We start from the raw sequence: 14655 nt of genomic DNA on the forward strand, positions 1-14655 counted from the left end.
GTTGGCATGAGTAGCGATAAAGAGTGTGAGAGACACTCTCGCCGAAAGTCCAAGGGTTCCTGCGTAAAGCTAATCTGCGCAGGGTTAGCCGGTCCCTAAGGCGAGGCCGAAAGGCGTAGTCGATGGGAACTCAGTTTAATATTACTGGGCCTGATGAGATGTGACGGATGGTGTAAGTTGTTCCTCCTTATTGGATTGGAGGGGCCGCGAAACTGTCCCAGGAAATAGCCTCATCGTTAAGACCGTACCCTAAACCGACACAGGTGGACAGGTAGAGCATACCAAGGCGCTTGAGAGAACTATGTTGAAGGAACTCGGCAAATTGCCTCCGTAACTTCGGGAGAAGGAGGCCCTCCATGAAGGCAACTTTGTGGAGGGGGCACAGACCAGGGGGTGGCGACTGTTTACTAAAAACACAGGGCTCTGCGAAGTCGCAAGACGACGTATAGGGTCTGACGCCTGCCCGGTGCCGGAAGGTTAAAAGGAGGTGTGCAAGCACTGAATTGAAGCCCCGGTAAACGGCGGCCGTAACTATAACGGTCCTAAGGTAGCGAAATTCCTTGTCGGGTAAGTTCCGACCTGCACGAATGGCGTAACGACTTCCCCACTGTCTCCAACATAGACTCAGCGAAATTGACTTGCCCGTGAAGATGCGGGCTACCCGCGGTTAGACGGAAAGACCCCGTGCACCTTTACTACAGCTTCAGAATGATAATGGATATGTTATGTGTAGGATAGGTGGGAGACTTTGAAACCAGTGCGCCAGTTCTGGTGGAGTCGTTGGTGAAATACCACCCTTAACCTGTCTATTATCTAACCGCGCCCCGTGAACCCGGGGCCGGGACCTTCTGTGGTGGGTAGTTTGACTGGGGCGGTCGCCTCCCAAAGAGTAACGGAGGCGCGCGATGGTAGGCTCAGGCTGGTCGGAAATCAGCTGTGAGAGTGCAATGGCATAAGCCTGCCTGACTGCGAGACTGACAAGTCGAGCAGAGACGAAAGTCGGTCATAGTGATCCGGTGGTCCCGCGTGGAAGGGCCATCGCTCAACGGATAAAAGGTACGCCGGGGATAACAGGCTGATACTGCCCAAGAGCTCATATCGACGGCAGTGTTTGGCACCTCGATGTCGGCTCATCTCATCCTGGGGCTGGAGCAGGTCCCAAGGGTATGGCTGTTCGCCATTTAAAGAGGTACGTGAGCTGGGTTTAGAACGTCGTGAGACAGTTCGGTCCCTATCTGCCGTGGGCGCAGGAGAATTGAGAGGATCTGTCCCTAGTACGAGAGGACCGGGATGGACGCACCTCTGGTGGACCTGTTGTTGCGCCAGCAGCATTGCAGGGTAGCTATGTGCGGAAGGGATAACCGCTGAAAGCATCTAAGCGGGAAACCCCCCTCAAGATAAGTTCTCCCTTGAGAGCCGTGGAAGACCACCACGTTGATAGGCCAGATGTGGAAGTGTGGTAACACATGCAGCTGACTGGTACTAATTACTCGACAGGCTTGAAATCCCGTCATGAACAGAGATGAGATTGTAAGAATTGTTTGCCCCGAATGACTGTGCGTCGTTTGGATAGAAAACCGAGATACCCGTAGGGTGTCGAGGCAAGGCCGACCGGCCGCCCGAGCTTGTGCGAGGGAAGCCAAGCGCAAGCGCCGGCGATTGAGGCAAACAAAAGACTCATCCAACATCATGTACGCTTATACTTAATAACTTGGCCTCAAGTAGCCCGATAGGGCGGTAGGCCAAACAAAAGAACGGAATATACACAGACCCGTGTTTTTAATTGACCTGGTGATCTTGACGCCTGTGTCCCACCCGGCTCCATCCCGAACCCGGAAGTGAAACCAGGTTGTGCCGATGGTACTTCGTCTTAAGGCGCGGAAGAGTAGGTCGTCGCCAGGTCTATTAAAAACACAGGATCCTGTAAAAATACAAACCCATTCATAATGTCAAAATCAGATGCGCTCATGTAGCAAAGCGGTGGCGCATCTAAAATAACCGCCCGAAAGGCGGTTTTTTTGGTTTTGAAATTAGCCTCAATCGCCGGCGCCATTATTTAAATTTGGGCAGCTTGGCTCCCGCGCCATCAGGGCGCGACGGCCGGTCGGCTTTGCCCACTCTTCGGGTGGTTGGAGAATAAACGTCAGGCAATTGAGATTATACTGCGCTCAAGCAGCAAACGATAGCGCGGTAATCCGGGGCCTCATCTAGCCGATAGGCGATAGGCCATACTAAGTTGACGCGGGGTGGAGCATGCCCCAGCTTCAGGTCTCCTGAAGCGGAAATCAAAAATGCCGGGCTGCAACAAAGCAGTCCTTGAAGAAATGGCCTCAAGCAGCGAAGCGGTAGGCCACATTAAATTGACGCGGGGTGGAGCAGCCCGGTAGCTCGTCAGGCTCATAACCTGAAGGTCGTAGGTTCAAATCCTACCCCCGCAACCAACGGAAGTTGACGCCGCCCGGATTTATACTTTGTATGATCCTGGGCGGCGTTGCTTTTTGAGGAACCACCATTACCTTTTTGAGGCCCAGGCTGGCCTTGAACCCTTCCCTTCGGCTCCACAAAATGCAATATCCCCGCCAGATCCCCCACAAGCTCAATGCCCAAGGCGTCCTCCTCAGGAATGAGGGTCACTGCCTCAATAAGACTGCGCAGGGTCTGCGACGCCTGCGCCTTTAACGCGGGCTCGTTCAACGTCTTCATCAGATTGTCCAGTTTCTTCGCATAGGTCTTCGCCATATTGGGATGGAGTAAAGGAGCCGGTTCTCTGGCGTCGGCCAATTGGGATTCGAGTTCCTCCTTGCGCTTCTCCAGTTCAATCATGCGGCCCTTGACTTTGGAAGCCGGGACACCTTCACAGATGGCGTCCACAAGTTTGTCCTGTTCCTTATCAATCTTCTCCAGCTCCAGGCGTTGGGCATTCAGGCTGGCGGACATCTCCATGCGAAGCCGGTTGAGCTCTTCGGTATATTCCTTGCAGAACTCCGCAAAATACTCCGGTTCCATCAAATGATGCTTGAGGCCATCAAGGACAATCTTCTCCAGCTGATCCCGCCGGATGGTGTGGGTATTATTACAGGTGCCCTTGTTGCGTCGGTTCGAGCAGCCCACATGGGTCTTGCTGCACATGCTGAAGCCGCCGCCGCAGCTGCCGCACTTGAGAAGTCCAGACAGGAGATACGTTGGTCTTTTATAATGTCCCAGCTCATTGTCCGCCTGCAGGGGCTTACGATGCTTGAGGGCGCCCTGCTGTTCTTTGACCTTGTCCCACAGGGTCTGATCGATGATCCTGAGTTCAGGTACCTTCTGGATAATCCACTTGTCCTCCGGGTTTAGCCGGGAAATCCGTTTGCCCGTATCCGGGTCCTTGATATAGCGGAGCCGGTTCCAGACCATGCGGCCGATATAGAGTTCATTGTTGATAATCCCGGTGCCCCGCTCCCGGTTGCCGTTGATGGTGCTTTGTCCCCATTGTTTGCCTCGGGGGCCAGGCACGCCTTCCGCGTTCAAGGTCTTGGCGATTGATCTTGGTGACTTGCCTTCGGCAAAGTCTCTGAAGATCCGGCGGATGACGGCGGCTTCTTTGGTGTTGACCGTCCGTTCGCCGGTGACTTTCTCGCCGTTGGTATCGAAGCTCTTCAGGACATCATAGCCGAAGGTAATGCCGCCGCCGGACTTGCCTTGTTCCACCCGTCCCCGCAGGCCGCGCCGGACTTTGTCGGCAAGGTCCTTCAAAAAGAGCGCGTTCATGGTGCCCTTGAGGCCGATATGCAGGTTGTTCACTTCGCCCTCGCTCAAGGTGATGATCCTCACATCGGCAAAGCTCATGCGCTTGTAAAGCCCGGCGATATCTTCCTGGTCGCGGGAGAGGCGGTCCAGAGCCTCGGTGAGGATGATAGAGAAGTGTCCTTTAAGGGCATCTTCCATGAGAGCCTGTATCCCCGGACGCATGAGACTGGCCCCGCTGATGGCGCTGTCGTGATAGGTTTTAAAGACCGTCCAGCCTTCCCGTTCGGCGGCTTCCTTGCACAGACGCACCTGGTCCTCAATGGAGGCCTCTCTCTGGTTGTCGGAACTATAGCGGGCGTAGATGGCGACTTTGATGGTCTCGGAAGAAGGTTTACTTGTCATGTGGGGTCTCAATATCGTCTGGAAAAAGATAAAGCTGCGTGCCGGCGGGCAGGTCATCGGAGGTGTGTGCTTCGGATTTGTCGGCGGGAAGATGCGGAGCCTGAGCCCGTGTGCTTTTGGCCCCTGTGTTGTTGGAATGTGCTTTAAGAGGGAGCTCGTCCTGCACAGGTTCAGCCGCTGAAACTTGCTCAGTCCCTTTGAGGGGATGTCGCCCCGCGACCGTCAAGTTGTCAACATTGTCATTGGCGGTCAGACCGTCGATCAGGTCCCGTACAGCGGCGTGGGCAATCAGCCGGGCCAGGTTCAGCAGTCGCGGGTCCGGCGGACTGCCGGAGACACTGCCGTTGTCATTGGCGTGTGGATAGGCCTTAAACCTTATGGGAAGCTCTTTCCTGCTCATAATGTCTAAAGTAGACGCCGCAACCAAAGCCCCGTCAAGGGGTCTGCGCGGGGCGCACTTTATATCATTGTGACTGCAAAGCATCGTAAATACCTCTTGAGAAACCCAAAGATATCTCCCGATATCCAGCGACGTAAAAACCTACCCCCGAAAAAACATCAAAAAAATTACAGGATTCTGCATCCCCAACCACAGAAAAGACGGAAAAACCCTGTCAACCTGTATAGCCATACAGGGTCTTTCCCGCCGAGTCTCCGTTCCAGGAACGGTACGCACCCCGGAGGAAATCAGGCCACCCGGCTGGAACGGTAAGGGGGATGTTCGGCATCCTCTTTTGGCTCACTGTCATTCGTCTTGGCGTTTTGGAGTTCTTCATCGGGAACCCGGAGTTCCCTGATAAGATCGAAAATGCTGTAGACCTTGTCTTTCAGGAGGGAAGCTCGTTCCCGGGTCACGTCACCCATCAGGCTGATGCCGTCATGCTCCACATCTCCCCCTTCCCATGCCAGACACTTCATCACATGGGAAATGGTCACCAGCTGACAGCAGGGGTCTTCCAGATCGAACAGGCTGCTGAACAGTTGGTCCAGCTTCTTCTGAAGTTCCGGTGAGCGGGCAATAAAGTCTTTGCCGTCTTCGATGGGCAAAGGCTGCAAGGGCAGTTCTTCCCGGGAAGCATCTTCCATGAAGCTGGCCTGATCAATATGAGGCCGGTTGAGGCTTCCCTTCTGAAGGGTCTCAAGCTTCTGGCGGCAGAGAAATCGGACCAGACGGAGTAAGCTGTCGGTGCAGGAAAACAGACGGTCGAGCATATCATTCTCAATGATGAAAAATGAAGAGAAACGGGTGCCGGTGAAAGCCTGTTTGAGAATATGAAAGGCCTGCTCCTGATCGGTCCAGGCCTGAACCAGTTCCGGTTGGATCGCTTCGGAAAACTCTCTGAGGTCGGACAGGTCCCGGCTCCGCGGCACATGCAGGCTGTGGGTCAAGAGGAAGGCCCTGTAGGCCTGTTCCACACATAAGTGAAGACAGAGAGCCGCAACTTCATTCTGTTGCTCAGAGGCCTGCCTATAGGCGCTTGAGAGGAAGCTGCAGGCCAATGGCCAAACCCTCCCGAAATGCTCTTGGGAGAGTTTATAATGTTCTTCAGCTGAGGGTCGTTCCGGGGTGGTGAGAAGATCCAGTCCTTTGTCACCGGACTGATAGAGCAGGGTGCCAGTCTTGGAGATATCATTGTAGAGAAAATAACCGTCCCTGATCTTCTGGTTTATGGAGGCCTGGGTGTCGAAGGAAAGAGATACAGGGGCGGAGAGACCCGGCAGGCCGTTCATTGCTTTCTCAGCCTGTTCAACAGGCCACACGAAACGGGGCAAGAGCCGGTTCACGATCACCAGCAGGCTATAGCGGTCAGGATGGCGAGCATGATGGTCATCAGCATTGCCATGGTCGCCATGGAAAATGATAGAGCGTATCCGGGACCGCTTCTGCTTCTTCGACATTCCCGACCGTGCCGCTGCGTCATATTCCGTATTGAGAAAACGGGGCAGGCGTTCAAGATCGTCCTGAACAAAAGGAGGAAAGGCGGAAAGGTCCGTGCGCATGGTTGGCTCCAATAGTCGCTGTAGATTTAGTTTGCACCTTCAGAGAGGTGGTGAGACAATTAACTGCTGTCAGTACGCACACAGAAGTTCGCCTTTAAGTAGATGTACTTAAGGGAATATATGAACTAATATAGTTCAATACTGACGTAAAAACAACTAAAAACATTCAATAATGATAGAAATTGGTTCAAAATGATAACCTCAAGCCAAATACGCGCTGCTCGCGCATTGATAAAGTGGTCTGCTCAGAAGCTTGCAGATGAAGCCGGAGTTGGAATATCGACGGTCCAGCGGATGGAGAAAGCCGAAGGCCTGCCAACTGGTTCAATCAAGAACCTGGATCTGATCCAGCGGACCTTGGAAAACGCTGGTGTCGAGTTCATTCCCGAGAATGGGGGTGGGGTTGGCGTGAGGTTGGAAAAATACTTGTAGCTGGAAGACATTATGTTCAAGAATATTACACTTAAGAATTGGCGCCAGTTTTGCGATGTTTCGATTGATTTTCATCCACACCTTACTGTCATAACTGGTGCGAATGGAGCAGGAAAAACAACTATCTTGGGGATGCTGAGTAGGCACTTTGGATGGAATATCCAGTATGCAAGTACTCCCAAAAAAGCGAAGAAAGGTCTTTTAGGATATTTTTCAGATTTCAGGACCACTGAAGAAGATAGTCCAAACCCTAACAATAGAATTCAAATTGGTGAGATAACCTACACGGATAACGATATTGTTGCGAATATCTGCGTTCCTAAGGAAGTTCAACAGCAATATGCTATTGATTTAGTCAATCAGCAACAAGTTGAGGGTATATACATTTCGTCGCACCGACCAGTTTATTTCTATCAACAAGTTACGACGATTCCTGCAAAACTAGATGCAAAAAGGCAGTTATTGGATAAGTACCTAAATGAATTGAAGCAGCGATATAACATTAACTCGAGGAATGTATCTGCAAGCTTCAGGATAAAAGAGGCGATTATATCACTCGCAACTTTTGGGTATGGAAACCAAGTTGTGGCGCGTGACGATGAAGCTGTTGGGATGTTTGAAGGTTTTCAAAAGGCATTAAGTACGATATTGCCAGAATCTCTTGGTTTTAGGAAAATTGTAATCAATATGCCGGAAGTCGTTTTTGAAACCGAGACCGGTCGTTTTTCCTTTGACTCTGTCTCTGGTGGGGTTGCGTCTTTAATTGATGTTACCTGGCAAATATTTATGGCTTCTATGGTTTATGACAAATTCGTTGTTGTTATGGACGAGCCAGAAAATCATTTACATCCAAAGTTACAAAGGAATCTGCTCCCTAATCTTATAAAAGCTTTTCCGGATGTTCAATTTGTTGTCGCGACACACAATCCATTTATGGTGACATCTGTTCCAAACTCAAATGTATATGTACTTAGCTACAATAATGACAATAAAGTGGATAGTACCTTGTTGGATGTGGTCAACCGATCTGGTTCTTCAAATGAAATATTGCGAGAAGTGCTTGGTCTGGAATCGACGATGCCGATATGGGCAGAAGATGAGCTTGAAAAGATAATTCGAAAATATGCGAAAAAAGATATCAATGCGGATGAATTACGCAATCTAAAGATTGAGCTTGGGAACATTGGACTCAGCGATTATTTCCCAGATGCAATTAATAAAATTGCAGGGGAGATCGAGTAAATGATTAAGTTGGATAAGTTGCCTAAGCCTCAAGTACTAGAGGATAACGAGGAAAATTGGACGGACGAGTATCTTAAACTGAAGGCAGGTGATGACACTGTTCCTAAAGCTGCAAGATTTAGATATCGTCATCCTGATATTAAAGAAACATTGCGACAGGAGACATTCGAAAAGTGCGTTTATTGCGAAAGTAAAATCTCGCATGTTTTCCCAGGAGAAACGGACCATATTATTCCAGTGACTAAGGCTGAAGATAAAATCGTATCTTGGGATAATCTGGCGTATGTATGCAAAGAATGTAATCGTGAAAAATCCGATTATTCGATGATGAAACTCCCATTCTTAACCCGTTTGTAGACGAACCAGAAGATCACCTCATATTTTTTGGTCCTCTTGTTCTATCAAAGCCTGCAGACAACCGAGCTCAGATAACTGTTGAATTGCTGAAATTGTCACGTCCCAGTCTCGTGGAAAGGAAGAAAGAGCGAATTTCAATGGTGAAGACGATGCTTGATCGAATAGAGGTTTTTCCGGACGGATCAGCAAAAGAATTTCTTAGAAGGGAAATAACTGAGGAAGCCGATAAGTCAAAGGAGTATTCCGCGACAATAAAAGCTTATCTAGATATTGCAACGTATAATATTTGAGGATGCTTGGGACTAATGAATTGGGGCGCTTGGGGGCGGAAATCAATCTTCACGCCCCGTGAAAAATCCTTATAGAATAAGGGGGTATCACAACAGAGCTACGCTTGCTTTTATCTTGCTTTAACGACCCTCACTCTACGCCCCACACCTCATAATAAATCCAGAATCTCTGCGCCTTTCCCACGCCCCGTACTAAAACACCCCATGCCCCGCAACCAGATGTCCTCTACACCGGGCTAATGGTTGCAGGTGATTTGGTCATTTAGTGGGCGTTGTCTCACGGCGGGCTATTTAACGGATGTGCAAGGGGAGGGAAAATCGACGGCGGTGCAAACAGAGTTGAGCCTCGGGTCCCGTCCATTTTACGTGAAGCGCGCTGAGGGACGTCCCTAAGTTTTCTATTTACTTTCTCGTGTGTGTGGTTACTTTTACAACCTCAGAGGTAAGTGTAAGAAGTTGATTGGGGAAGGTATGACGGAGGGGGAAGCTGGCGCGGTTGCTTTGGGCGCGATTGGGGATCATTCCGAACAGACACAGGACACACAGGCAAGTCCGGCGATAGATACCGGCCTGTCCTGCATGGTCACGCTGCTGAAGTTTCTCGGCAAGGCGGCGGACCCGGAACAGTTAAGGCATCAGAACGGCAAGGGTGGCGAGCCCTTTACCACAGAGGATATCCTGCTGGCCTGCAAGCAGCTTGAGGTCAAGGCCCGCACAAAAACCACCGACTGGAAAAAACTTGTCAAAATGCCGCTGCCGGCCATCGGTCGGGACGGGGACGGGAACTTTTTCATCATTGGAAAAATAGCTGCCGGGGAAGACGGTGAAGAGAAAGTGCTTGTCCAGTTTCCCGGTCAGGCAAAACCGGAAATCCTTGACCGCGAGGCCTTTGAAGAGCTCTGGTCCGGAGAAGTGATTCTGATGACCACCCGGGCCAGCATCGCCGGCGCAACCCGCAAGTTCGATGTGACCTGGTTCATCCCTGCTTTGGTCAAATACCGTAAAATCCTTTATGAAGTCCTCATTGCTTCTTTCTTTCTGCAGCTGTTCGCCCTGGTGACACCGATGTTTTTCCAGGTGGTGATCGACAAGGTGCTGGTGCACAAGGGCCTGACCACACTGGATGTGATGATCATCGCCCTGGTGGTGGTCTCCACCTTTGAAGTCATCGTCGGGGGCTTACGCACCTATGTTTTTTCCCATACTACCAACCGGGTCGATGTGGAGCTTGGCGCCAAGCTGTTCCGTCATCTTTTGGCCCTGCCGCTGAGCTATTTCGAAAGCCGCCGTGTCGGGGAAAGTGTGGCCCGGGTCAGGGAACTGGACACGATACGGGAGTTCCTGACCTCTTCTTCGGTGACCCTGGTGATCGACCTTCTGTTCACCTTTGTTTTTCTGGCGGTGATGTATCTTTACAGCCCGACCCTGTTGATTATTGTGCTGGTTTCCCTGCCGCTTTATGTGATCGTCTCGGCCATCATCACCCCGATCCTGCGGAAAAGGCTTGAGGAAAAGTTCCAGCGCGGCGCCCGCAACCAGGCCTTTCTGGTGGAAACGGTGACAGGGGTGCAGACCCTGAAGGCGGCCGGGGTGGAGCCGCAGATGCAGCGCAAGTGGGAGGAAAATCTCGCAGGTTACGTGCACAGCGGCTTCCGGGCGTCCATGCTTGGCAACATCGGCTCCCAGACGGTGCAGTTTATCAACAAGGTGACGACGGTGCTGATCCTGTTTTTTGGCGCCAAGCTGGTGATTGAAGGCGCTATTACGGTGGGCCAGTTGGTGGCCTTTAACATGCTGGCGGGTCGGGTCAGCGGGCCGGTCTTGAGGCTTGCCCAGCTGTGGCAGGATTTCCAGCAGGCCCGTATCAGTCTGGAACGGCTCGGTGATATTCTCAATACCCCGACGGAACCGACCTATAACCCGAACCGCACCACATTACCGCAGATCAAGGGCCAGGTGGAGTTCGATGCGGTCACTTTCCGTTATCGCCCCGACGGTCCCGAGGTATTGCGCCGGGTGTCGCTGATGATCCCGGCCGGGCAGATTATTGGCATTGTCGGGCCGTCCGGATCCGGGAAAAGCACCCTGACCAAGCTGATCCAGAGGCTTTATGTGCCGGAAAGCGGCCGGGTGCTGGTAGACGGCGTTGACCTCGCCATGGTCGATCCGGCCTGGCTCAGGCGTCAGGTCGGTGTGGTGCTGCAGGAGAACCTGCTGTTTAACCGCACGGTGCGGGAAAATATCGCGCTTGCCGATCCGACCATGCCGATGGAGAAGGTCATCGCGGCGGCACAGATGGCCGGGGCCCATGAGTTTATCCTGGAGCTGCCGGAGGGGTATGACACCATTATTGATGAGCGCGGGGCCAATCTCAGCGGCGGCCAGCGCCAGCGCATGGCCATCGCCCGGGCCCTGATCACCAATCCGCGTATCCTGATCCTGGACGAGGCGACCAGCGCGCTGGATGCTGAAAGTGAAGAGATCATCCAGAACAACCTCAAAATCATGTCCAAGGGGCGCACGGTCATTATCATCGCGCACAGGCTCAGCGCCATCAAGCAGGCGCACCGGATCATCACCGTGGAGCGGGGCGAGATTACTGAGGACGGCACCCATGAGACGTTGATGAAAAAAGGCGGTCGTTACAGCCAGCTTTATAAAAAACAGATGCAGGCGGCGACTGTGGGAGATGAGGGGGGAGGCCGCGAGGCCGGGGGGAGCTCAAGTAGCGAGCCTGGCGCTCAAGCAGCAGAAGGCGGTAGCGCATCAGGAGAGAGCGGTAGATCCCCCCACCAGACAAAACAGAGGGGAACGCGCGAGCGTGGGGGGAACTCAAGTAGCGAGGATACGAGCGGTAGATCCCCCCATCAAACAAAAGAAGGCGGAGCCGACGATGTTTGAGAATACCCGTCGCCATATTGAGGTCTGGAAGGAATCCTGGAAGCTGCAGAAGGAACGTGAACAGAAAGCTTTCAAGGTCGAGGAGGCCGACTTCCTGCCAGCCGCGCTGGAGATCCTGGAAAAACCCGCGTCGCCCATAGGCCGGGTGATGATGCTGGTGATCCTGTTGTTTTTTACCATCGCCATAACCTGGGCGATCATCGGTCGGGTTGATGTGGTGGCCACGGCCCAGGGCAAGCTTGTGCCAAAGGGCAACATCAAAGTGATCCAGCCGGCGGAGCTTGGCGTGGTCCGGGCTATTCATGTGGAGAACGGTCAGAGTGTGAAAGCCGGTGATTTACTGATCGAGCTGGATACCACCATGAGCGGAGCCGATGAGGAAAGTGCGAAGCGGGAACTGCAGGTGGCGCTGGTGGATAAGGCCCGGGCAGAGGCTCTGCTCAGTGCCATTGACGGCGGGTCTGTGGAGATCATAGCGCCGGAAGAGATCTCCGAGGCGACCCGGCTGATGCAGAACCGGCTGATCAAAAGCCAGCTGGATGAATATAATGCCTCCATCGCCAGTTACGAGCAGCAGAAGCAGGAGCGGGAAGCGGAAGCCCGGGTGGTCAGCCAGGAGATCCGTAAGTTGGAAGAAACCCTGCCCCTGCTTGAAGAGCAGGTTCAGGCGAGAGCGGAACTTGTGGACAAGGGCCTGTCGCCAAGATTTCAGTATCTGGAATATCAGGAACGTCTGGTCGGTCAGACCCGGGATCTGGACATTCAGAAGGATCAGTTGACGCGGGTAAAGGCCTCGATCCAGTCGGTGGAAAAACAGATGGAACAGATCCGTCAGGAATTCCGCAAGACGGCGCTGGGGGAACTTGCCGAGGCGGAAGACCGTATTGTCGGCCTGAGCCAGACCCTGACCAAGGCCAGCAAACGCCGTGAATTGCAGGCGCTGCATGCGCCTGTGGATGGTAAGGTGCAGCAGCTGGCCATTCATACGGTCGGCGGTGTGGTGCAGGCGGGCGATGCGCTGATGGCAGTGGTGCCGCGCGACACCATTCTGCAGGTGGAAGCCAATGTGCTGAACAAGGACATCGGTTTTGTCCATGAGGGGCAGGAGGTGGAGGTCAAGCTCGAAGCTTTTCCCTTCACCAAATACGGCATTATTCACGGAAGGCTTGACCATCTCGCCCGGGATGCGGTGCAGGATGAGAACCTCGGCCTGATTTATCCGGCCAAGATCAGCATCGAAAAAAACAGCATCATGGTCGAGGGAAAACAGGTGGGACTCGGGCCCGGTATGGCGCTCACCGCTGAGATCAAGACCGGCAAACGCCGCCTGATCGAATTTATTCTCTCTCCGCTTTTGCGCTACAAAGATGAAAGCATGCGCGAGCGGTGAGGGACTTCCCGGCTCCACCAGAATTTTTTTTTCATATTTGAGTTTTCTAAACTGGCAGGGGAAATCGGGGCTGTTGCAGGGTGGTAACGGGATTTGTTAAGCCGTTAGTCCAAATGCACTATTTCCAGCCTTTACAACTGTTAGTACTCTGTTAACTATATACTGAGTTGCGGGGGCAGCTTTCGGCAGCTTTCCGTTTGATCTTGGGGGATCTTGTGCATATCGACTTATTCCAGCCATTTTGTTTGTTCAGATTTTCGACGGTCCGTGTCGGGCATGTCGAGGAAGGATGTCTGGAATGAACAGAAACACACTCATATTTGTATTGGTTGGCGTTGGAGCCGTATTATCTCTGGCCTGGGGGCTGCTAACCACCAATTCACCTGAAAAAGAAGAAGAGGCCCAGCCGAAGTTCTATTTTCATCTTTATGCGGATGTGGAATTCGATGGTGAGCATGTGGTTTATGACGACTATATTCTCTGCGAAGCCTACGTATATAAATATTTGGACCGGGCGGCCGATCGGGGTTACGTAATGGGCAGCATTGCACAGGGCAAGCGTTTGGCGGGTGGGGGTGTTTTGTTTCTGAAGACGCCCCATTTCTGTGGCTATGGTAACAAGGCCTGGAACAAAAATCGTCGCCAGCAGCCCATTGAACGACTAACGGACCAGGCCGCCCTTCAGGCAATTGAGCCCAGGACCGATTACATTCCGCTTTTTTACTGGTCCGACGATGACACTCATCCGACAGTCATGGAATCCTATGAATCCGAGACCTATTTCAAGCAGCCTTATGCGCGCCTGAAAATCAACCGGGTGGTGGTGGATGATTATACGACGGTGCTGCCGGACGGGGTAGAAGGGCTGGACTATCGGGAAAAGCTTCCCGATCCCATGAGCCCCTCGTTTTTGCGTGCAAAGAATTCAGAAGTTCCTGAAGAAAAGCGTGAAGAATACAAAAGTATCGGCGGGGGATGGGTTAGTTATGCGCTGCACCCTGTTTTTGAAGAAGAATGGGAAACAGCTCCGTCATTGAGAGAAATGCTTGGGGGCTTGGGAGCTGGAAGCAGCATTTTCCAAGACGATAGCCTTTACGCTCTGGTAGTTAATGAAGTGGACCGGGATAAACAATCTGACGCAACTCATAAATTTTCAGATAGTTACTCAATTGCACATTATCTTCATTCAAAAAATCGCAAGAGTGGACTAACAAAGTTTCAGGATGCAGGGACGAGTGCCCAGCTGAGTGGAAGGTACTTAGATGAGTATTTGGCACTTGAAAGGATTGATGAAGTGGTTCCTTTAAAGTGTGTGCGACTGCGGTGCTGGGTCGAGGAAAAATGGCTTGGTATCAGATTTTATTACCCGCTTTCTAAATTAGGAAGTTCGAATTCCGTGCGAACAATTGAGTATAATGAATTTGAAATCCGGATTAGGCCGCGGTCTGCATTTTACGATCCAAAGACTAAGATAATTTGGATTCTAGCATCACAACCGATTTAAAGTTTGATAGGAGGGGACATGCTTGGTTCCACAGCAGATTACGCACTTATGGCTTCAGCGGCCTATGATACATATAAAAATACTACCGATGAGTATTTTGATTTAGGGGGTGGTTCTGGTGATAAGTTTGGAGATGGAAATTGGGAATTCGTCGATTTTAACCTTCAAGACCCATTAAATCCTCCTCTTCCATCAGGTCGTACCTATCAAATTGATGATAACGGGTTCATCACCAATGAAACCACCGGGTTTGCTGCACGGATATTTATTGATCCATCAGGAAATGTCGTTATTTCTTTCAGAGGATCGGCCACTTTCGATATTAACGACTTGGATGCGGACTGGACAAACAGTAATATAGGTTTTGCGGATTCTCCGTTTGCATATGTTGAGCAAGCCATAGATGC

9 protein-coding genes, 1 tRNA gene and 2 rRNA genes (1 of these 12 running past the window's edge) are annotated in these 14655 nt (G+C 51.9%); 9 read left to right on the plus strand and 3 right to left on the minus strand.

Annotated elements, in window-relative coordinates; all coding sequences use genetic code 11:
- The 3 genes from ACORNT_RS04440 to ACORNT_RS04450 form a co-directional block, all read left to right on the plus strand.
- Window positions 1–1507 (plus strand): 23S ribosomal RNA (locus ACORNT_RS04440); it begins 1239 nt to the left of the window's first position.
- A gap of 280 nt (window positions 1508–1787) precedes the next feature.
- Window positions 1788–1902: ribosomal RNA gene (gene rrf, locus ACORNT_RS04445) — 5S ribosomal RNA — on the plus strand.
- Window positions 1903–2364: 462 nt separating this feature from the next.
- Window positions 2365–2441 (plus strand) — tRNA-Met (locus tag ACORNT_RS04450).
- Here ACORNT_RS04450 and ACORNT_RS04455 read toward each other — a convergent pair.
- The 3 genes from ACORNT_RS04455 to ACORNT_RS04465 form a co-directional block, all read right to left on the minus strand.
- A complete protein-coding gene (locus ACORNT_RS04455) occupies window positions 2398–4188 on the minus strand; it encodes a recombinase family protein (RefSeq protein WP_420717541.1) in 1791 nt (596 codons plus the stop codon). The genes ACORNT_RS04450 and ACORNT_RS04455 overlap by 44 nt on opposite strands.
- The gene (locus tag ACORNT_RS04460) at window positions 4121–4531 is read right to left on the minus strand and encodes a hypothetical protein (protein WP_321395873.1); all 411 of its coding nucleotides are present in this window, start codon (window positions 4529–4531) and stop codon (window positions 4121–4123) included. Before ACORNT_RS04460 ends, ACORNT_RS04455 begins: the two co-directional genes overlap by 68 nt.
- Before the next feature lie 287 nt (window positions 4532–4818).
- A complete protein-coding gene (locus ACORNT_RS04465) occupies window positions 4819–6132 on the minus strand; it encodes a HEPN domain-containing protein (RefSeq protein WP_321395876.1) in 1314 nt (437 codons plus the stop codon).
- Window positions 6133–6324: 192 nt separating this feature from the next.
- Here ACORNT_RS04465 and ACORNT_RS04470 point away from each other — a divergent pair, with 192 nt between their 5' ends.
- The 6 genes from ACORNT_RS04470 to ACORNT_RS04495 all read left to right on the plus strand — a co-directional run bounded on the left by ACORNT_RS04470 (window position 6325) and on the right by ACORNT_RS04495 (window position 14248).
- Window positions 6325–6564, plus strand: coding sequence for a helix-turn-helix domain-containing protein (locus tag ACORNT_RS04470; protein WP_420717517.1), 240 nt, complete (start codon window positions 6325–6327; stop codon window positions 6562–6564).
- A 12-nt stretch (window positions 6565–6576) separates the two neighbouring features.
- On the plus strand, window positions 6577–7806 hold the full coding sequence (locus ACORNT_RS04475) for an AAA family ATPase (RefSeq protein ID WP_321395879.1): 1230 nt from the start codon (window positions 6577–6579) through the stop codon (window positions 7804–7806).
- Window positions 7807–8163, plus strand: coding sequence for an HNH endonuclease signature motif containing protein (locus ACORNT_RS04480; RefSeq protein ID WP_321395882.1), 357 nt, complete (start codon window positions 7807–7809; stop codon window positions 8161–8163).
- Window positions 8164–8924: 761 nt separating this feature from the next.
- Window positions 8925–11354 (plus strand): type I secretion system permease/ATPase, encoded by a 2430-nt coding sequence (locus ACORNT_RS04485; protein ID WP_321395885.1) that lies wholly within the window; start codon window positions 8925–8927, stop codon window positions 11352–11354.
- Window positions 11347–12744 (plus strand): HlyD family type I secretion periplasmic adaptor subunit, encoded by a 1398-nt coding sequence (locus ACORNT_RS04490; RefSeq protein WP_321395888.1) that lies wholly within the window; start codon window positions 11347–11349, stop codon window positions 12742–12744. The genes ACORNT_RS04485 and ACORNT_RS04490 overlap by 8 nt, the downstream gene beginning before the upstream one ends.
- Window positions 12745–13042: 298 nt before the next feature.
- Window positions 13043–14248, plus strand: coding sequence for a hypothetical protein (locus ACORNT_RS04495; RefSeq protein WP_321395891.1), 1206 nt, complete (start codon window positions 13043–13045; stop codon window positions 14246–14248).
- Window positions 14249–14655 lie beyond the last annotated feature (407 nt).

It is taken from the genome of Emcibacter sp. (genome assembly GCF_963675455.1).
Taxonomy (GTDB): domain Bacteria; phylum Pseudomonadota; class Alphaproteobacteria; order Sphingomonadales; family Emcibacteraceae; genus Emcibacter.